This window comes from Paenibacillus shenyangensis (assembly GCF_000346635.1).
In the GTDB taxonomy this organism is placed as follows: Bacteria; Bacillota; Bacilli; order Paenibacillales; family Paenibacillaceae; genus Saccharibacillus; species Saccharibacillus dauci.
Genome location: NZ_AOIG01000036.1, coordinates 17841 through 39308, shown reverse-complemented (window position 1 = coordinate 39308; position 21468 = coordinate 17841). Strand labels below are relative to the sequence as shown.

General features: G+C 46.0%; 15 protein-coding genes. 2 read left to right on the top strand and 13 right to left on the bottom strand.

Annotated features, from left to right (window positions below; translation table 11 throughout):
• Nucleotides 1–19 precede the first annotated feature (19 nt).
• The 3 genes from H065_RS0123925 to H065_RS0123915 form a co-directional block, all read right to left on the bottom strand.
• The gene (locus H065_RS0123925) at nucleotides 20–1570 is read right to left on the bottom strand and encodes a response regulator transcription factor (protein WP_017815636.1); all 1551 of its coding nucleotides are present in this window, start codon (nucleotides 1568–1570) and stop codon (nucleotides 20–22) included.
• Complete coding sequence (locus H065_RS0123920) at nucleotides 1567–3348, bottom strand: sensor histidine kinase (protein WP_017815635.1); 1782 nt, start codon at nucleotides 3346–3348, stop codon at nucleotides 1567–1569. The genes H065_RS0123925 and H065_RS0123920 overlap by 4 nt, the downstream gene beginning before the upstream one ends.
• A 108-nt stretch (nucleotides 3349–3456) precedes the next feature.
• Nucleotides 3457–5628 carry an alpha-galactosidase gene (locus tag H065_RS0123915; RefSeq protein ID WP_017815634.1) on the bottom strand — a complete coding sequence of 724 codons (2172 nt, stop codon included), beginning with the start codon at nucleotides 5626–5628 and terminating at the stop codon, nucleotides 3457–3459.
• Nucleotides 5629–5899: 271 nt separating this feature from the next.
• On the opposite strand from H065_RS0123915, the gene H065_RS0123910 reads away from it, so the two are divergent.
• Both H065_RS0123910 and H065_RS0123905 read left to right on the top strand, forming a co-directional pair.
• Nucleotides 5900–6742, top strand: coding sequence for an AraC family transcriptional regulator (locus H065_RS0123910; protein ID WP_017815633.1), 843 nt, complete (start codon nucleotides 5900–5902; stop codon nucleotides 6740–6742).
• 355 nt (nucleotides 6743–7097) lie between these two features.
• Nucleotides 7098–8396 (top strand): molybdopterin-dependent oxidoreductase, encoded by a 1299-nt coding sequence (locus tag H065_RS0123905; RefSeq protein ID WP_017815632.1) that lies wholly within the window; start codon nucleotides 7098–7100, stop codon nucleotides 8394–8396.
• 326 nt (nucleotides 8397–8722) lie between these two features.
• Here the strand turns inward: H065_RS0123905 and ligA are convergent, their stop codons facing one another.
• From ligA to H065_RS0123855, 10 genes are all read right to left on the bottom strand, one after another.
• Complete coding sequence (gene ligA, locus H065_RS0123900; RefSeq protein WP_017815631.1) at nucleotides 8723–10744, bottom strand: NAD-dependent DNA ligase LigA; 2022 nt, start codon at nucleotides 10742–10744, stop codon at nucleotides 8723–8725.
• A gap of 207 nt (nucleotides 10745–10951) precedes the next feature.
• The gene (gene pcrA, locus H065_RS0123895) at nucleotides 10952–13291 is read right to left on the bottom strand and encodes a DNA helicase PcrA (protein WP_017815630.1); all 2340 of its coding nucleotides are present in this window, start codon (nucleotides 13289–13291) and stop codon (nucleotides 10952–10954) included.
• 297 nt (nucleotides 13292–13588) lie between these two features.
• Complete coding sequence (gene pcrB, locus H065_RS0123890; RefSeq protein ID WP_017815629.1) at nucleotides 13589–14278, bottom strand: heptaprenylglyceryl phosphate synthase; 690 nt, start codon at nucleotides 14276–14278, stop codon at nucleotides 13589–13591.
• Between the two features lie 243 nt (nucleotides 14279–14521).
• Nucleotides 14522–15946, bottom strand: a complete 1425-nt coding sequence (locus H065_RS0123885; RefSeq protein ID WP_017815628.1) for an undecaprenyl-phosphate glucose phosphotransferase — start codon at nucleotides 15944–15946, stop codon at nucleotides 14522–14524.
• Nucleotides 15943–16848, bottom strand: coding sequence for a glycosyltransferase family 2 protein (locus H065_RS0123880; protein WP_017815627.1), 906 nt, complete (start codon nucleotides 16846–16848; stop codon nucleotides 15943–15945). The genes H065_RS0123885 and H065_RS0123880 overlap by 4 nt, the downstream gene beginning before the upstream one ends.
• 216 nt (nucleotides 16849–17064) lie before the next feature.
• A complete protein-coding gene (locus H065_RS0123875; protein WP_017815626.1) occupies nucleotides 17065–18021 on the bottom strand; it encodes a glycosyltransferase family 2 protein in 957 nt (318 codons plus the stop codon).
• Nucleotides 18022–18174: 153 nt separating this feature from the next.
• A complete protein-coding gene (gene rfbD / locus H065_RS0123870; protein WP_017815625.1) occupies nucleotides 18175–19047 on the bottom strand; it encodes a dTDP-4-dehydrorhamnose reductase in 873 nt (290 codons plus the stop codon).
• Nucleotides 19047–20066 (bottom strand): dTDP-glucose 4,6-dehydratase, encoded by a 1020-nt coding sequence (gene rfbB / locus H065_RS0123865; RefSeq protein ID WP_017815624.1) that lies wholly within the window; start codon nucleotides 20064–20066, stop codon nucleotides 19047–19049. The genes rfbD and rfbB overlap by 1 nt, the downstream gene beginning before the upstream one ends.
• Before the next feature lie 85 nt (nucleotides 20067–20151).
• Nucleotides 20152–20697 (bottom strand): dTDP-4-dehydrorhamnose 3,5-epimerase, encoded by a 546-nt coding sequence (gene rfbC / locus H065_RS0123860; protein WP_017815623.1) that lies wholly within the window; start codon nucleotides 20695–20697, stop codon nucleotides 20152–20154.
• 11 nt (nucleotides 20698–20708) lie between these two features.
• Nucleotides 20709–21452: a sugar phosphate nucleotidyltransferase gene (locus H065_RS0123855; RefSeq protein ID WP_017815622.1), complete on the bottom strand. Its 744-nt coding sequence runs from the start codon at nucleotides 21450–21452 to the stop codon at nucleotides 20709–20711.
• Between the last annotated feature and the right edge of the window lie 16 nt (nucleotides 21453–21468).

Sequence of the window (21468 nt, the reverse complement as noted above, 5' to 3'; positions counted from 1 at the left end):
GGTAAAAATCATCTACTAATTATGGATTTTTAAAGTCGGATGGTGAGCAGCCTTCGTATTTTTTGAATTTGCCGTGGAAATAATTAACGCTTGTGTAGCCGACCTGCTCGGATACTTCATATACTTTCATTCCCTGCTGCAGCAGTTCTTTGGCTTTTTGGATCCGTACTTTGTCCAGATAAGTGTTGAAGTACTCTCCTGTTTTGTTTTTAAATATCTGACCGAGGTATGCTGTGCTGTAATTGAGCATTCCAGCCAGTGTCTCCAATCTCAAAGGGTCACTGTAGTGTCGATGGATAATATGGATCATGATCTTGAGTTCTTTTTCCTTGCCTTCCGGTTCTGCGTGTTGGGCTAATGCCAGCAGAAAGGAATGTGTCTCGTCCAGCAGATCTTCCAGATGCTCATAGGCAAAAATGCCTTTCATAAATTGCGAAATCTGTTCAGTCTCCCGCCTGGTTGCAGGGAACCCGTTTGTCAGTTTGTGTACGATCGCGTTGATTAAATGGAAAAACGATTCCTTGATATAGCGCTCATCATACTGTTGTGCAAGAAAAAAGGACAAACCATTCTCCAGTAGCGGCCGAACCATCGACTGATTGCCTGTATCGAGACTGTAATACAGCTGCAGGATCAACTCCTCCATGATCTCCTCGGGACTGCTATCCTGTGCATACGGGTTATCCGGCAGCGGACAGCGTGAAGCATTATGCCTGAGCAATTGTCCCTTTTTGCTGAAAAAGGCATGCTTCAATGACGATTGGGCATGTAGAAAAGAGCGGCTGATCTCTTCTACAGTTGATACCGCGCCACCTGTAGCCGCAATAAAATGACAGCTGCCAAGTGTGTTATGAAGCAGTTGGTACAATTCCGCCTGCTGCTTCCGGCCACGCAGCGGATTCTGAAGGAACAGCACCACATAAGGAAAATAGACGGTCACCGTCCCTCTTCCGGTATGCTCTATGCGTGATTTTAAACTCTCCCTAAATGAATGTACCTTCCCGGATCCATCATCTTCAGCACCCTTCGGAAGCAGGGCAACTATCTCATAACTATCCCATACTATTCCGGCTGCCCGGGCTGTACTATGTAAAGCAGCAGCATCTTCGCCGATATTCCGGGGTACAAGCAGACGCTGCAGCAGCCAGTCACGATCGGCTGTGGTGATTCGATCCTCCTCATATTGACGCTGCTGCTCTTCAATCTGCTCACGAATCCCCTGGAGCATCTGGGTCATCTCCCGTGTATCTACCGGTTTGAGCAGATAGCCGGCAACCCCGTACTTGATCGCCTGTTTGGCATATTCGAAATCAGCGTAGCCACTCAGTATAATGACATGCAGCTTGTAACCGCAGGACGACATACACTCAAGCAGCTGTAATCCGTCCATCAGCGGCATCCGAATATCAACGATAGCCATATCCGGGCGCTCCTGCTCCATTACTTTCAGTGCTTCTTCTCCATTAGCTGCTGCAGCAATAACCTCAAAGCCCAATTCCTTCCATGGAATCAATGTCTGAAGTCCAAGGCGAAGCTTCGGCTCATCATCCACAATTACGACCTTGATCAATGATCATCGCCTCCTGGCACAAAAAATGTGACTGTAGTCCAGCTCCCGTACCTGCTCTCGATCTGCAAAGCGCTGTCTTTGCCGTACAGCAAAACAAGCCGATCGTTAACATTGTGCAGGCCGATTCGCTGCTCTTTGGAATCATCTGCAGGAGAAGCGAGTTCCTGCTGCAGATACTGAAGATGCTCATCCGTAAAACCGGTACCGTTATCGCTTACTTGAATTTGTGCTCCGCCCGAAACCTTTTTTACTTCCACGCAAACAGAGCCGCCTTCGGCACGATGATCCAGACCGTGCACAATGGCATTTTCCACCAGGGGCTGGATAATGAGCGGGAGCACCTGGATGTCTTCCATGCCTGCCTCTACGGTTAATTGATACTGCAAGCGGTCTTCATACCGGAACTTTTGAATATCCAGATAACCACGCACACGCTTCAGCTCCTCGCCAAGCGAAATCATGCGGCTGCTGACTTCAAGGCTGCTGCGCAGCAGCGTACTGAGCAGCCATACCACTTCTGCGATATCATCCTGCTTGCGAATATGGGCTTCCATCCGGATCGATTCAAGCGAGTTGAACAGAAAGTGAGGATTAATCTGGCTGGCCAGCATTTTGAATTTCATTTCATCCTGTCTTTTTTCGATCAGGTTCTTCTCCCGGTTCGTGGCCTCCACTTCATGAAACAATCGGTCTATATCCTGGACCAGCGCATTAAACTGCCTGGACAAAAGACCAATCTCATCATTCCCGTCAATATGCAGCAGCGTCTGCCAGGAACCGGAACGAATCCGGGATACATGCCGGCTGAGCCGATGCAATCTTCGGGACAGCAGCACTGCAGAAGCATAGGTAAGCAGAGCCGCAAACATCAGACTGGATACAATTACAACAGCTCCCAGGAAGATCACATGATTGGCATCACGGGTAATCTCCGAAATGGAGAAGATGGAAATGGTTCGCAAACTGTTCCAGCTATCCTGCGGCTGTAATGTGGCTACGACGACTTTGGATGCTTTTCCATGCAGCGATATATTATAGCTGCCTGCCGGAAGACGCAGTATATCGGAATTCGTACCGACCTCCGCTATGTCACGCCCGGATACTTTGACAGTATTGGAAACGATCAGCCGATTCTGACTGTCCACGATCATCGTGGGGAAGGACTCCTGTGCCAGAATGGAGCGCAGCCGCTGCTTGTTGACATTAATAACCATCACTCCCTTTTGCCCGGAAACGTATAAAGGAAACGAACGAGCCAGGCTCAGTTCGTCCGCTTCTTTTCGTTCATCTGGAATCCGGTTCCAGCCGACGAGACCTTTTCGTGCTAACGCTTCCTGGTACCATGGCTGGGTGGTGATCGCTGCATCCGGCTGCATAAACTCCCAGTTATTCAGCGCACCCGGATTGGTCGCATAGATACGAATGCCCGAGATCTCCGGGTGCAGCTGAAGATATTCGCGAATGTTAGTGTAGTTATGATAGGCCTGAATCACTTCCGTATAGCTGCTGTATGTCTGACCGGCAGTCTTTTTCAACTGATTGTCATTCATCAGACGATTCGAAATGTCCAATGGCACCTTGATCAGTTCCTCTGTCCGTTTTTGCACGCGTTCCACATTATCGGATACCTGTACAAAAGCGCTCTCCACGACCACTTCGCGCAATCTTGCGGTCAGAAAAAGGCCGCAGAGCAGCAGAGGAAGAACGGCTGTTGAAATGAACGTCACTGCCAGCTTTTTTCTTATTTTCATATCATTCATTATTCGGACCAAAAACATAATTCATCCTCCGGTAACAAGACTTTCCTATACTTAAAAAAAGCCCCTTCCTGCTTAAAAGGGGCTTATCTTATCTCTATCCGTGGGTACGTACTCGCCTTGATTTTCCTATTGTATGGCTTGAAGTCTAAAGCAGCGGCTCTGGTAGTCTTTCGGTTCGTAGCTAAGCGGCAGGCCCAGCTGCATCAGTCGATCTCCTCCATACAGGCTGCTTTCCCCGCCACCTTCACGTTCCACTGTGTATTCCAGCTCCGGGTCCAGTCCGTTCAGACGCAAAATTCGTTGAGGTGCATTGGGCACAGCCATCACCTGGAAGGCATAGACCAGCGCCTCTGTCTTATCCGCCGAAACGAACATCCATGATGATCCATTGCCTTCAAAAGGACTTTGCAGACGGTATAGATCTCCCTGCTGAACCAGACCGCGAACCTGCTTGTAGCTGGCGACCTGGCGCTGAACGGTGTCTTTTTCCTCATTGGTAAATTGTGTAAGATCCAGTTCGTAGCCAAAATTACCGGACATGGCCACACTGCCGCGGAAATCAAGCGGTGTATTCCGTCCTACTTGATGGTTAGGAACGGCCGACACATGGGCACCAATTGTACTTACCGGATAAACCAGACTTGTTCCATATTGGATCTTTAGTCGTTCCACTGCATCGGTATTGTCGCTGGTCCATGTCTGCGGCATATAATACAGCATTCCCGGATCAAACCGGCCGCCTCCACTGGAGCAGCTTTCAAATAGAATATCGGGAAACTGTGAAGTGATCCGTTCCAGCAGTTCGTACAATCCGAGTACATAGCGATGAGCGGTCTCGGCCTGACGTTCCGGCGGCAGTGCTGCCGACCCGATCTCGGTCAGGGCACGGTTCATATCCCATTTCACATAGGCAACAGGTACCGTCGAGAAAATCTCCGCGAGGGACTCATAAATATAATCTCTTACTTCCGGACGGGTATAATCAAGTACAAGCTGCCATCTGGCTTCGCTGCGTCTTCTGCCCCGCACATGAAGACACCAATCGGGATGCTGGCGGTACAGCTCACTATCCGGTGAAATCATCTCCGGTTCAAACCAGAGTCCGAATTGCATGCCTAATCCGTTAATGCGCTTCGCCACATCGGCCAGCCCATCCGGCAGCTTACGGCGATCTTCATACCAGTCGCCCAGAGAGGAATTGTCAGCATCACGTTTGCCAAACCAGCCGTCATCCAGTACGAATAATTCAATTCCCAGTCTGGACCCTTCTTCTGCAATGGCAACCAGCTTGTCCGCACTAAAATCAAAATAGGTCGCTTCCCAGTTGTTGACCAGAATCGGTCGTTCCTGATCCCGGTACTTTCCACGGCATAACCGATTACGATACAAACGATGGTACGTCCGCGACATCTCTCCCAGTCCCTGTGCGGAATATACCATCACGGCTTCCGGCGTCTGGAATTGTTCTCCGGCATGCAGCAGCCAGGCAAAATCAAATGAATTCACACCGATGCCCAACCGGGTACAGCCAAAAGAATCCACCTCTGCCACCGCTTCAAATCCGCCGCTGTAGACGAGACTGAACCCATAAGCTTCTCCATGATTCTCTGAGGTCTCCGGCGTAACCAGAGCAGCAAACGGATTGAACTGATGACTGCTCATCCCCCGTTTGCTGTCGATACGAATCTCGCCCTGCAGAAGTGATCTGCGCTGGATATTGCCTTCCCTTGCCCAGGCTCCGGACAGGTACATCATTTCCATATTATCGTGTCCGAACATATCCACACTTGTGCTCAGGGCACGCAGCAGGCGTATCTTCTGCTTTCCCTGGTTGATCAAGCGGGCCGAGCGCACGATAACATTACGCTCTGCGAAGATGGAGTACAGCAGCACAACCTGAAGTCCCGAATAGCCATCTCTCAAAACGAGCTCAAGCGTATCCGCTTCCGATTCATTCTCCACATATACTGCCGGAAGTCCGTCTAATTCCGGTTTCCCTTTTAGCAGCCGATAACTGTCGTACTTTAGCTCCGTGACCCGGGTCCCGTCCTCCAGTTCAACTTGATACGCCGGGTTGCGAAAATCTCCGCTGCCGTACTGTGGATATTCCTGCGGCAATCGATCGAGTCCTGTTCCCGGAGACGTATGGATCAGAAGTTCATTCATTGTGGCCCGGTGCTTCAGCGTGGCTCCCCAGTACACATGTACAGGATAACCATCCACGATCTGAATCAGATAGCTCATCCCGGAAGATTGCAGATGAAATAAACCCTTCTCCTCTTGAACAATAATGCTCATCATCAACACTCCTTCATTTTCGTTAAGCGTTATGTATGCTGGATATCTCATAAACTACTGTGGCTTTTGCAATTTTTATACCATATGGTTTGAGACTTCCAGAATATATGGTTTGAGGATTGTTTTAACCTTGACAGAGAATAAGATTTACATATAGAAACAATATATGAAATCGTTTTCTTCGTACATGGCATGATGATTAGAAAATATGGTATTTTGATAGATACTATTGAATTTCCGATAGACAAATTAGAAATAAGGAGATTAGCGGATGATTGAGTATTTGCCAAGAAGCAAACAGCACACCGAACTGTATCTTACTCAATTCGGCATGGAGGACTGCATACCCAGTCACCAGTTTGGTCCTGCTGTACGAACGCACTATTTGCTGCATTATGTTTTCGAAGGGGAAGGAATTTTTGAGGTGGACGGAGTCAGGCACTCTATTGGGCCGGGACAAGGATTTTTGATCTGTCCTCATGTCGTTACGTATTATGCAGCGGATCAAGTGAACCCTTGGTCCTACGGATGGATCGGATTTAACGGAGCGCTGGCTGAATCGCTGCTGGAACAGGCAGGGCTGAACCTTTCTACACCGATCTTGGAGTACGAACCAAAAGAGCGGATCTATGAGCATTTGCAGTGGATGATTCAGTCCAATGAAAATCAGCAAGCCCGGGAAACCCGGTTGATGGGATTGTTGTACCTGATGTTGTCGCTGCTGGTAGAAAAGGGACCCAAAACACTGCCTCCTCCGGTGAACAGCCGGGCGGATGTCTATGTGGAGCAGGTGAAAGATTTTATTGAAATGAACTTCTCCCAGAAGATTACGGTGGAGGATATTGCACACTTTATCGGACTGAATCGGAGCTATTTGTGTTCGTTATTTACAAAAACAACCAAAGGGAGCATACAGGACTACCTGATTCGCTACCGGATGGAGATGGCTGTAAAAATGCTGGTAAATACGGATCTTACGATCGGCAATATCGCTCGTTCGGTTGGCTATGTGGATCCTCTGCTCTTCTCCAAGATTTTCAAAAGGATAAAAGGCATGTCTCCCAAAGCCTATCGCAGTGCATCTCCGCTTCAGGGTAAAATGCCGATAGACTGAAAGAGCAGTGGATGGGGGAGCGGTTCATCTTTCTTTGGCCTGTATAGAATGAGTTAGCATACCCGCGTCTATGAATTGCTGGGGTCCAGTTTATTCTCTCGCGTTCTTCTTGCTCAAAGGTTTATAATAAATTTTAGATATTAGCTTAACTTTGTATATCAGATTTTGAAAAGTTTCAGATGGATATGACCGCTGCATTTGTACGAATCGGAAGATAATTTTTGATCTATTTTGAGCATGGCTGCGAATATGCTGATAAGGTGTATTTTGCTCGTGGAATATCTATATAGAATGTTCGTCTGGACACCAATATATGATTTCAGGCGGATGACCGATTTTGAAGGGGGAACTATGAATGGGACGCTGGATTGCTGCAGTACAAAAAGGATTTGGTAAAAAGCTGATCCGGCTGCATAGCTGGAACGCATGGTTGGTCGCCCTGCTCGCGATTACCGGACTCGTTCTCGTAGGCGGGTTCTGGAGGGAGATTCTCGGGGAAGGAAGAATATGGATTCGCTGGATTCATATTATAGGAGGATTGGCACTGCTGGTACCTGTTGTGTACTATCTGTTCCTGGCATCCAAGCACTGGAAACAAATCCGGGAGAAGCCGAATCAGAAAATGAATGTCATTCTGGTCATGATTCTGCTGGTTGGATGGATCATCTCCGGCATTCTGTTATGGCTGCTTCGGCAAGTAGGCCCTGCTGTAGCAAATACCGCTTTATTTATACATGATCTGCTCACCTGGGTGGGACTGCCTTATATTATTTATCATTCGCTTACACGCACAGCTTGGCTTAAAGATCCCAAAAAGCGCAGTATCCGTCTGTCCGATGATTCTGCTGGCAAACCTGCGAATGCAGCGCCAAAGGGAAATGCTGCTGCATCTGTAACAAGCAGACCTTCTGCTGCACAGACTCCTTCTCCTTTTTATACACGTCGTGCCTTTTTGCGTTCGGTGATCGGTGTGGGGCTGGCAGTCTCGGTGGGTCCAACCTTTATCCGCTGGCTGGGCAGCTCCTTGCAGGGCGGAGGTGGCTGGGAGGAAATGGCGGCAAGTAATCCAAACAAAATGATTCCCGATCCCAAGCCGATGCCGGCTTCTCTGCCACCGGAAGGCGGAGGTGCTCAGGGCGAATTCCGCGTCTACACGGTTACACCGATTCCTTCATTTGATAACAGCAACTGGTCGTTTACAATCGATGGCTTGGTCGATCGTCCGCAGACATGGAACTGGGAGCAGTTTTTGAAAATCAAACGCTCGGTACAGGTAAGTGACTTTCACTGTGTAACTGGCTGGTCCGTATACAAAAACACATGGGAAGGCATTCCACTGAACGACTTTTTGAAAATGGCTGGTGTTAAACCAACTGCCCAAACGATCAAGTTCTATTCCGGTGATGGCGTGTATACAGACTCGATCACACTGGAGCAGGCGCAGCTAAAAGATATCATGGTTGCTGTACTGCATGACGGCAAAATTATTCCAGCTGATCTGGGCGGACCGGTACGACTGGTTATTCCCAAAATGTATGCCTACAAATCGGTAAAATGGCTTAACCGTATCGAGCTCATTGCAGAAGATCATATCGGATATTGGGAACAGCGTGGTTACGACAAAGATGCTTGGTTGCCGGATAATCTGTCCTGATCGTTTTCGTAATAAATATATGTATTTACTGGATCATGATACAAATCTGATGCAGGACCTTGAGAATGTAAGGAAGGTTCAAATACATTAAACACATCGCAAATTAGCGATAGACATACCAAAAAAAGACGAGAGCCCTTATTACGGGGGCATCTCGTCTTTTTAATATGCAACTATTTGTAATACAAATGCTCTTGCTTAGAGGCTTGAGTGAGCATAAGATCTCTACATGCCAAGGTCTCTACATATATCCTTGTAGATACTTCGGTACATGTATCGCTTGAGACTGCCCCATGCCTCCCAACCCCAGCTTCAGATTCGGTTAGCTATTCCAGTTCCAGCAGCTGACGAAGCTGCTCTTCATCTTCGATGACTTCGATACCCAGATCGCGGGCTTTGGTCAGTTTACTGCCAGCTTTTTCGCCAGCGATAACGATATCCGTTTTTTTAGATACACTGCCGGTTACTTTGGCTCCCAGTTCTTCCAGACGCGCGGCCGCATCATCACGAGTCATCGTATGCAGTGTACCGGTGAGTACTACTGTTTTATTGGTAAAGTAGGAGTCGGATACGACTACAACAGGTGCTTCCGGTACCTGAGGCTGTACGCCAAGTTCCAGCATTTTCTCAATACTTGCACGCATGAATGGATCTGCGAAAAATTCTACGATACTCTCTGCGACAATCATGCCTACATCCGGTAGCTCCACCAGCTCTTCGGCTGTCGCATTCATGATCTTGTCCAGATCCCGATAATGTTCGGCCAGCATCCGCGTTGTTGTTTTACCTGTATTCGGTATACCGAGTGCATACAGGAAGGAAGCCAGATCACGGGTTTTGCTGTCTTCGATAGCCTGGAGCAGATTGCTCGCTTTGCGTTCGCCAAAACGCTCCAGACTGACCAGATCATCAAACTTCAGGTTATAGAGGTCAGCAGGCTCGCGAACCTGCAGCTCACTTTGCAGCTGCGTCGCCGTTTTGACGCTGAATGTCTCGATATCCATCGCATCTCTGGAAGCAAAATGAGTAATTCGCGCAACGATCTGCGGCTCACAGCCCAGCTTGTTGTTACAGAATAAATGCGCGCCACGCTGTTCCAGCGGGAATCCACAGGCCGGGCAATTCTCCGGATATACAATCTCTTCGCCGTCATTTTCCTCGGATACCTTGCCCAGGATCTCGGGGATAACATCATTGGAGCGGCGAATATAGACACGTGTACCCAGAGCATGCTTCAGGTTTTTGCGTTCAATATCGCCAATATTGTTCAGTGTACAGTTCTGTACGGTTACACCGGCGAGCTCTACCGCTTCCACACGTGCGAGCGGCGTGATTTTACCGGTGCGTCCTACATTCCAGGATACGGATTCCAGAATCGTACTGGTCTCTTCCGCTTCAAATTTATAAGCAATCGCCCAGCGCGGGAACTTGTCTGTATAACCGAGCACTTCACGGGTACGCATATCGGTGATTTTTACAACTGCTCCATCAATCAGATAATCCAGACCGCTGCGGCGTGTCTGAATCTCTTCCAGCTGGACAATCACATCGTCAAAATTCTCGAAATACGAAATATACGGATTGACCCGGAAATGATTATCTTTCAGGAACTGCATCATTTCCTGCTGTGTAGCGAACCGAATACCATCCATGTAACCGATATTATAGAAATAGGCACTCAAACGGCGCTTGGCGGTTACTTTGGGATCCAGGTTGCGCAAAGCACCTGCTGCTGCATTGCGGGCATTTTTGAGTTTGTCTTTGTCCGAAGCTGTCTCGTTATAGGCAGCCAGTACGGACAGGTTCATAATGCCTTCTCCCTGTACTTCAATCTTGCCATCCTTAAAAGGAATAGACAGCGGAATGGAACGGATCGTTTTGATCTGCTCCAGTATGCCTTCTCCGACAACGCCGTTACCGCGCGTAGCTGCTTGAACAAGGCGACCGTTTTCATAAGTCAGATTGAGTGTAAGACCATCAAACTTGAGTTCGACCGCATAGGTTGGTTCGGGAAGTGGTGTATCCGGGTTCTTGGTATTGTAATCATTGATCAGCTTGCGGGCACGGGTATGCCAGCTGGACAGCTTCTCCAGATTTTGCGCTTTGTCCAGACTCCAGAGCGGAGCCAGATGACGATGCGGCAGAAATCCTTTGAGCAGTTCGCCACCTACGCGCTGTGTTGGTGAGTCCGGCAGGACAACACCACTTTCCTGTTCCAGCTGCAGCAGACGATCATACAGGGCATCATACTCTTTGTCATCGACCAACGGCTCATCCAGTGTGTAATAGTGGTAACTGTAATTATTCAGCTCGGCGACGAGCTTTTCCATTTCGTTCATCGGGTCCATGAATGGCATCTCTCCCGTATCTAATATGTAAGTCCCTGATCAGCCAGCGTAAAGGCGATCATGGACTCGGCTATTTCATTTTCGTCATGCAATGTATTCCCTTATTCGAAAAAATAGAACCGAATCCTAAAATATCCGGTTCTATGAGGAGACATACGATACTAGCTGTCTTATCGTTGGTTAAACCCTATCGTGCTGTATCCGATTTTATTCCACTTTGGTAATAGGTGCGAAGCCTGCCAGCAGACGCTTCAGCCCGGTAGGTGCAGGGAAAGCAATCTGCAGTTCCATATCATTGCCTGTTCCTTTGACTGCAACAATCGTACCGATGCCCCATTTGCCATGAGACACTTTGTCCCCTGCCTGGAATCCATCGCCGCTGCCAGTGGCTACCGGCTTCGGTGCCGATCCATTACCTGTAGTAACAGTTACGCCGGAAGACGTTGGTGTCTGGCGCGGAACCGCACGTGCGGAAGATCCGCTACCAAAGGCGCTGGAGTTATCCCGTTTGCCGCCAAAGCTGCTGGTCGATCCGCCAAATCCACGGCTTCCGCCTCCATAGCTGCTAGTGCTGCCACGACGATAATTATTCGGTGCCACTTTGGTATCTTCCTTGTATTCTTCGGGAATCTCTTCCAAGAAACGGGATGGTGGATTCGCGGTTGTCCGTCCGAACAATGTACGCATCTGCGCGCAGGAGAGGAACAACTGCTTCTCTGCACGGGTGATACCTACATAAGCAAGGCGGCGTTCTTCTTCCAACTCATCATTATCCATAAAGGCACGGCTGTGCGGGAAGACTCCTTCTTCCATACCAATAATGAAAACGGTCGGGAATTCCAGACCTTTGGCACTGTGCATGGTCATCAGTACAACCGCATCTTCCTGCTCCTCCGGCTTGTCCCCTACGGTATCAATATCCGCAATCAGAGCCAGATCGGTCAGGAACGAGATCAGTGATTTGTCTTCGTTGTTCTTCTCGAATTCCATCGTTACCGACAGGAACTCTTCAATATTCTCTACCCGTGCTTTGGATTCGAGTGTATTCTCGCGTTGCAGTTCGACCCGGTATTCCGACATTTCCAGAATCTTCTCGGTCAGTTCGGTTACGGACAGGTACTCTACCATCTGATGCAGAGCTGCGATCATATCATAGAATTCCACCAGTGCATTACGCGTACGACCGGCAAAGCCCAGGTCATCTACAATCTCTAACACCCGGAAAATAGAAATTCCGCGCTCACCTGCAGCTGCAGCCAGCTTGGCTACACTCGTATCACCGATACCACGCTTCGGTACATTAATGATCCGCGTTAAGCTGATATCATCATCCGGATTAGACAATAGACGAAGATATCCGAGGATATCTTTAATCTCTTTGCGATCATAGAACTTGATGCCGCCGACGATCTGATAAGGAATATCGGATTTGATCAGAATTTCCTCTATAACCCGGGACTGGGCATTGGTACGGTACAAAATAGCGTGATCCTGATAAGGTCGGCCTGTTTTTACACTTTTATGAATTTCCGAAGTGACGAAATATCCTTCATCATGCTCAGAGTCGGCACGATATACTTTGATCTTGGCTCCGCCTTCTTTATCGGTCCACAATTTCTTGGGTTTGCGGCCGCTGTTGTTGCCAATAACTTCGTTGGCTGCACTCAGAATATTGGAAGTGGAACGATAGTTCTGTTCCAGCAGAATCGTCTTGGCTTCCGGGTAATCTTCTTCAAAATTCAGGATGTTGGTAATATCCGCTCCACGCCACCGGTAGATCGATTGGTCACTGTCACCGACTACGCAGATATTATGGTGCGCATCCGCCAGCATTTTACAAAGCATGTATTGTGCACGGTTGGTATCCTGATACTCATCGACGTGGATGTAGCGGAATTTCTTCTGGTAAAATTCCAGCACTTCCGGCACTTCCTTGAACAGCTGGATCGTCGTCATGATCAAATCATCAAAATCGAGCGAGTTGTTGGCACGCAGCTTGCGCTGGTACATCGTATAGACTTTGGATGCCAGACCTTCAAAATAATCACCGATCTTCTGCTCGTACTGGGCAGGCGTTACCAATTCATTTTTGGCAGTGCTGATCATTGCCTGAACAGCCTTCGGCTCGAATTTCTTGGTATCCATATTCAGATCCTTCATGCAGGAACGGATAACAGACAGCTGATCACCGGAGTCCAGAATGGAGAAATTGGAAGTAAAACCAATCCGTTCGATATCTTTGCGCAGAATACGAACACACATGGAGTGAAACGTAGATACCCAGATCTCGCGGCCATCACGGCCTACCAACTGGGAGACACGATCCTGCATCTCACGTGCAGCTTTGTTGGTAAATGTAATCGCCAGAATTCCCCATGGAGCTGACTTGCGGGAATCAATAATATGGGCAATACGGTGGGTCAGTACCCGAGTTTTACCACTGCCTGCACCTGCCATAATGAGTAGCGGTCCATCTGTGGCGAGCGCGGCTTCTTTTTGTCTGGGATTCAGGCGGTTGATTGCATCCTGTATATTTACAGTCGTCATTTAGAAGTCTTGCCCCTTTCAAAATGGGAATAGGATATAAAAATAAAGTGTCAGGCGATTGGTTTGCTTGATAAAAGCCTGTATATGTTGAACCATGTCATGTGGTGTGTACAAATCAAAGCGTGGATAGTGAGTCAAGTATGGTTAAACGTTAATGGGCTGCCTGCTGTAACAGGCACAGATTATTGAGGTACATTACATTATTACATTAAACTGTTTAAGCAGTTCGTATTATCATTGTTAGGATCACATTGTATTTTGAATCATCCATATAAATGATCCCTGTAAAAGAAAGATTCAGCTTTTCACTGCAGTTACCGTCTCCAGTGCATGGTCCAGATCGCTATAGAGGCTGTTGCCCACAATAATTGTATCACAGACCTGCCGGGCTATTCTGGCCGTCTCTGCATTATGAATACCTCCACCGTAAAACACACGGGCTTCACCGGCAGCACGACGGATATCCGCAGCAAGCTCCATGTCTCCAAAGCGGCCGCTGTATTCGATATAAATAATCGGTAGCTTCAGCAGACGGTTAGCTGCCTGCGCATATGCTGCAGCACGGTCGCCATCAATAGCAGTCAATGCATCAGTCAGACGGGCTACCGTCGAATCCGGATTCAGTACAATATACCCTTCCGGCAGCATCCGTTCCCAGGGAATCAAATGGCTGTACTGCTCAATCGCCTGTACATGCTGTCCAAGCAGCCATTTACTCTGGTCGGTGTTCAGCACCATTGGAATCATATACAGATCGAATCCCGGTACAACTGCTTGCAGATCCGATACTTCCAGTACACAGGAAAGCTCATACCTGCGCACACGGGACATCAGATCCACTGTATTGTCATAGGTTACACCGGACGAACCACCAATCATGATAGCATCGGTACCGGACATACAAATACGATCCAGATCTTCGTCCGAGATCAGACGGTCAGGGTCCAATTTGAATACGTGCTGCCACGTTTTAATTTCATCTCTCAACCTTCATTCCTCCGTCTTTCTGCAACCTTCAGAATAAGTCTATGACAGTGCTTGTACAGTGTCAATTTTTTGTTCGTATTTGATGGGAACAAAGTTATATTATACGATATTTCGCCGTGTGTTTGCACCTTAATTTGCAAATAAAAATACCCCGTCTGTAAGAACGAGGTATTGAGATGTAGATCTCTTCTCTAAGGTTGTTCACTTACATTAAATTTTGATGCGTAATTCGGATATTAAATCTTAATACGCATTCTTATTCATAAATCCATTACGGATCGTTTTGAAAATAATCTTGATATCGAATAACAGCGACCAATTTTCAATATAGAAAATATCGTGATTGATTCGTTCCTCGATCGATGTGTCTCCACGCAGTCCATTGCTCTGTGCCCAGCCGGTAATACCTGGGCGAACATGGTGCTTGACCATGTATTTGGGGATTTCCTCCCGGAACTGCTCCACGAAATAAGGACGCTCCGGCCGTGGGCCGACTACGCTCATATCTCCAATCAGTACATTAAAGAATTGCGGAAGTTCATCCAGACTCGTACGCCGGATAAATGAACCAAACTTGGTCTTGCGTGGATCATCCGCTGTTGTCCAGCCCGTATCAATCTGCCCTTCCGGAATGACACGCATAGAACGAAACTTGAACATCATAAATGTACGCCGATTGAGACCAACGCGTTCCTGCTTGAAAATAATCGGTCCGGATGAAGTCAATTTGACTCCAATTGCTACGAACAGCATAATCGGCGAAGTTACGATAATAGCTGCCAGTGAGAATATAATATCGAACAGCCGTTTGAAAATACGGTTGGCTGCAATATCCAGCGGAATATCACGTACATTGATCATTGGCATTCCGGCAAAATTATCAAAGTAAGGACGTGCCGGCAGATAGTCAAAGAAGTCAGGAATAATCAGCGTTCGTACCCCTGCTTTTTCACATTCAGCGATAATAAGCGGATACTTATTATGCGCATCCAGTGGCAATGCCAGAATGACCTCATCGATCATCATCTCATGAAGCTTGCGCCCCAGATCATCGATTTTGCCTAGTACCGGTTTGTACTTTTTCAATTCAATTCCATCGAAGGTACGATAGTCATCGAGGAAACCGACAATTTCATAGCCCATTTCCGGGTACTGCATGAGATTGTCATAGAAACGCTTGCCGAGAGAACCAGCACCCAGGATAAGCACAAACTGCTTGTTAAATCCCTTTTGACGGGCACGTTTCAGTACCAGCTTGATTACATAGCGATAAGTCATAATCAGCAGCAGATTCAGTACCACATACAGCAGCAGATAGTAACGCGAGATATTGATCTCTTTGAAAAAGAACAAAGCACCAAGCAGCATAAAGATACTGACTGCATGGGTCTGCACAATTTTGAGCAGTTCATCGGCAAAACGCTTTTTGCGTTTGGGAGAGTAGAGACTGCTTATCGTTCCGATCAGGATAGCAATTACACCATAGATCAGACTCCATTTACCATACGTCTCGAACGGCAGTGCCCCGTATCCTGCAGGCGGGCTGTCATAAGGCAGAATATCACTCTGGAACTTGATAAACCAGGCGATCAGAAAGGAAATTTGAATCACAGAGAAATCCGCCAGAATATACAGTCTGGTCAAAAAGCGCTGATTTTTGCGGATCACGTATGGACTCTCCTTTCTGAATCGGATACCGGCGCCGGAGTGGCACGCAGTAATTTATTTTTGAGAAGGGATAGCACCAGTTTGACACAGATCCCTGTGTAGACAATGCCATTGGTGATAAAAGAATACTTTTGCCGGTAATGCTTGCGATGGAATAACCACATCGCCCGGTGGAACTCATAAATAATCTTGAATGGTTTGCGCCGGCTGCTGGCACCCTTGTGATGCACGATAAAGGTATCGGCGCAATAATGGATCTCCCAGCCTGCTTCCTTGATCCGGTAGCACCAGTCGATATCTTCGCCGTACATAAAGAATTCTTCATCCAGTCCGCCGATCTGCTCAATCACTTCGCGGCGTACCAGCATAAAGGCACCTACGAGGGAGTCTACCTGGTACGATTCATCCGGACTGAGATAACCCAGCTGGTAACCATTAAACTTCGGATTGTCCGGGAACAGCTTCGAGAAACCAAAAGCATAATAGAACGATGCCGATGGAGTCGGGAAGCCGCGCTTGCACGCTTTGTCCAGCGAACCGTCCGGTAGAATAATTTTGCAGCCTGATGCTCCTGCCGTGGGGTGTGCATCCATGAAAGACACCATCGTCTCCAGGGTATCCGGCTGAACGATGGTGTCAGAATTGAGCAGCAATGTATATCGTCCCCGGGCAATCTTCATCCCGATATTATTGCCTTTGGCAAAGCCACCATTATCCTGATTAGCGATGAAGACAATATTCGGGTAAGCTGCTGGAATACGCGTAGTGGAATCATCGCTCGAATGGTTATCGACAACGATAATTTCATAGGAATATTGGGTACTCGAACGGTAAACCGATTCGATACAATCCATTGTCAGCTGACAAGTATTATAATTTAAGATTAAAACGCTAACGTCCATAATAACGCTCCTGCCTGAATTGAAAGCATTCTATAAATAAATGTAAAAATTAATTTTTGAATTGATGAACAGATTCCAATACACTTAATAATCTACTACATCGAAATTATATCATAGATATGAAGTAAAGAGTTAGTTTGAAGATTATTCCAGAAACTCTGTTCTTATTTTCGCTTCATATCATTATGCGAGATATAAATTATCTAAAATATACTCTTAAATATAACCGATTATAATCAGAAAACGAAAAAGCAAATTTTCTATAAAAGATTGTCTATATAATCTGCATTTTCGCAAAAACTTTAGTTTGGCTGCAAAATCAGTTCTTGGAGTAACAAATGCCTGAAGCTGTTCAATCATGCTCTGATTTGTCAGTTGAGCTCCATAGATTTTTTGGAATTCCTGTGCTTGTCTAACTAGTAGCTTCTGATCTTTATGCTTTTTATAACTGCGCCATTTCTTTTTCACTTTTTGAAAAGTAGTTGCTTCACCGCCAACTGCATTGTTGCTATGCTGCCGGTAATAGATTGAAGGCTGCGGATCAAATTGTACCTTCCCCATACTGGAGATGACTAGGTACATCCACCAATCATGCATCTGAATATTGGATAAGTTAACATCGTCCTGAGTATTCATTAGAAGCCGAAGCGTCTGGTAATTAAATGAGACAGTAGCTCCAACTGCTATATTTTGAATAAGTGCATTATAAAAAGAGGGCTCTCGTGCAGGCTTTCCCGGCCAGATCACAGTGGGATTTAGCTGAGCATCTGTTAACTGAGTTGCAGTAAATATCATTGCCGGAATTGTGATTCCGTATGGTTGTTCTTGTTCCATTTTTTCTAACTGATGTACAGCACGTACAGTTTTATCAGACATCCATACATCGTCCTGATCACAAAAACAAAAATAGGCTGCTTTTTGATCAGCTTGCTGCATTAATGTCCAAAAGCTGGGGATCACACCGATATTTTTTCCCTTTAGCAACTGGATCCGTCCTCTATAGCGATTACAATAGTTTTCTATTATAGCAACTGTGTTATCACTGGAACCATCGTCCCGTATCAATACTTTAATATGTTCATATGGTTGCTGTAATATGCTATCCAGTTGATCACCTATGTATTTTTCTCCGTTATATGTTGATAAAAGCACCTGCATTGTGCGACCAGACATCGATTTTCCCACCTTTTATCCTTTGCTGGCTTATAGTTTTAATTACATGTTATAAGTGAATAGATATAATTACAAAGGCATTCTTCGCATTATAACAACGAAGAATGCCTTTGTAATTATATCTCTAGATAGATTATAGATTCAACTCACTATTTAGCTTAAATTCTGCTTGTACTCCAATAAGAAAGCTGTTAATCCCTCTTGCCAGGAACGTATATCCTCAAATCCGTTGGTACGAATGGATAGATGTTCCATTGTAGAATTGATCGGGCGTGGAGCAGGTCTTGGGAAATCTGCTGTAGTACATGGTTCAAGCTTGGCAGTAATAGTGATTCCAAGAATATCCTTGGCTTGTTTAAAAATCTCACCAGTAAATTCATACCATGTGCATGCTTCGCTATTAGAAGCATGATAAATACCGTATTTCTCTGTAAGCATTAACTCCGAAAGAAACTCTGCTAGATCCACGGTATAGGTTGGCGAACCTTTCTGATCATTCACTACTTTCAATTCCGGCTTTTCTTGTCCCAACTTCAGCATTGTTTTCACAAAATTACTACCATGCATTCCGTATACCCAGGATGTCCGCACAATAAAATAGCGACTGGATAACGTCTGCGTTAATACTTCGCCAGCACGTTTGGATTTGCCATAGATCCCTTGTGGATCTGTAGTATCATATTCGTGATACGACGCCGTACTTTTTCCGTCAAATACATAGTCTGTGCTAATATAGATTACTTTAGCCTGGATAGCTTCGGCAGCAACTGTAACATTCCGGCTACCGATAGCATTTACTTTATAAGCACTATCTATGTCTGATTCAGCGGCGTCTACAGCTGTATAAGCTGCGCAGTGAATAACTACCTCTGGATGAAATGAACTTATTACTTGCTGGCATTGCTGCTGATTGGTAATATCCAATTTCGTACGGTCACATGCCATGACCGTATGTCCTTTACGTTCCAATACAGCTACCGTATCTATACCAAGTTGCCCTGAGGCTCCGGTAACAAGAACTTTCATTATTGGTCACCCAGACGGCTGCCATATTGTTTTTGGTAGTATTCTTGATATTCACCTGAAGCGATACGACTCCACCATTCCTTATTATCCAAATACCATTGAATAGTAGCTTTAATGCCCGACTCGAAATTGTGCTTCGGTTTCCAGCCAAGCTCATTCATTGTTTTGGTAGGATCAATACCATAGCGACGATCATGTCCTGGGCGATCTTCTACATATTTAATAAGAGATTCAGGCTTGTCCAGTTGTTCCAAAATCGTTTTAACAATATGAATATTGGTACGTTCATTATTACCACCAATATTGTATACTTCGCCATTTTTCCCTTCATGGATAACGAGATCGATCGCACTGCAATGATCTTCTACATACAGCCAATCGCGAATATTCAGACCATCACCATATACAGGCAAAGACTCATCTGCCAGTGCACGGGAGATGATTAACGGGATCAGTTTTTCCGGGAACTGGAATGGACCATAGTTGTTGGAGCAGCGAGTAATATTCATTGGCAAACCAAATGTCTCATGATAAGCACGTACTAACAAATCACCGCCGGCTTTACTTGCCGAATAAGGGCTATTCGGTGTAAGTGGTGTTTCCTCGGTAAAGAGGCCTGTTTCGCCCAACGTACCGTACACTTCATCGGTAGATACTTGAACAAATTTGGTAATCTTGTGCTTCTTCGCTACATCAAGTAATACCTGCGTACCCAATACGTTTGTTTTTACAAACACGTCCGGTTCCAGAATACTGCGATCGACGTGAGATTCAGCCGCAAAGTTGACAATGATGTCTACTCCTTGCGATACCAATTCATCCATTTTGGAGGCATCACCAATATCAGCTTTGACAAAAGTATGATTCGCATTACCCTCAATAGCTTTCAAATTCTCCAGATTACCTGCATATGTCAATGCATCCACATTGATAATCTGGTATTCCGGATGCTCACGCAGCATATACAGTACAAAATTGCTGCCGATAAAACCAGCTCCGCCAGTAACAAGTAGTTTCATAATTATTCCTCCTATATCAATGAACAAGATTCAGCTTAAACGCTGAATCTTGTCTAATCGTTTGTCTGCAGAACCATATTGATCCTTAGAAATTCAATTCGGCATCTTTTAACAGTGGATGTTTTTTATCTTTCTCCGATAAAATAGGTTCTGAGACAGGCCAGTCAATTCCTATAGCAGGATCATTCCATAATATTCCCCGATCATGTTCAGGTGAATAATACTGATCTACTTTGTAGGATACTTGAGTATTAGCTACAAGAGTGCAAAACCCATGTGCAAACCCTTGTGGAACAAGCAACTGGCGTTTATTATCCGTACTCAGAATAAATCCCATCCATTGACCAAATGTTTCTGATTCCTGCCGTATATCGACAATCACATCATAAATGGCCCCAGAAATCACATGGATAATTTTCGTTTGTGCTTTGGGATTTAATTGATAATGTAGTCCTCTCAAAACTCCCGCTTCTACAGAAAGAGATTGATTATCTTGAATAAAACGATGATGTACCCCTAGTTCATTCATTACACGTTCGTTATAACTTTCCATAAAAAATCCCCGGTTATCTCCGTGAATAATCGGTTCGAGCAGTTTTGCACCTTCCAGTTTTAGAGCCGTCGACTTCATGGTGTTCCTCCTTACAGTTTGAGCTTACCGAATTCTTCACCAAATACGATATCCTGCGCCAGCTCATTGGCTCTTGCCAGAGAAGCATGAGTTCCTGCATCTGTCCACCAACCCTGCAAAATATCGAAAGATAGATCACCGCTAGCAATATAAGCATTGTTAACATCGGTAATCTCAAGCTCGCCACGATCAGAGGGCTTCAATGTTTTAACAATATCAAATACTCGGCTATCAAACATATAAATACCGGTCACTGCAAAATCACTTTTCGGATTTTTAGGCTTTTCTTCGATCGATACAATACGATCTCCTTCCAGCTCAGCCACGCCAAAACGTTGAGGATCCTGCACTTGCTGCAGCAAAAGTTTTGCACCCTTTTTTTGTTCGCGGAAATTCTGTACAAATGGAGCAATATCATCCGCAAATACATTATCGCCAAGAATAACTACCATCTGATCACCGTTCACAAACTGTTCTGCCAGATCAAGGGCCTGAGCAATGCCGCCTGCTTCATCCTGAACTTTATATGTAAAGGTAACCCCCATTTCATGTCCACTTCCCAACAGATTAACAACGTCTCCCATATGCTCCTTACCTGTTACAATCAATATATCCTGAATACCGGATTGTTTAAGTTTTTGCACAGAATGAAAAATCATTGGATATTTGCCTACTGGCAGAAGATGCTTATTAGTCACTTTGGTTAATGGGAATAATCTTGTTCCTGTACCACCTGCCAAAATAATGCCTTTCATAATAAATATGCCTCCG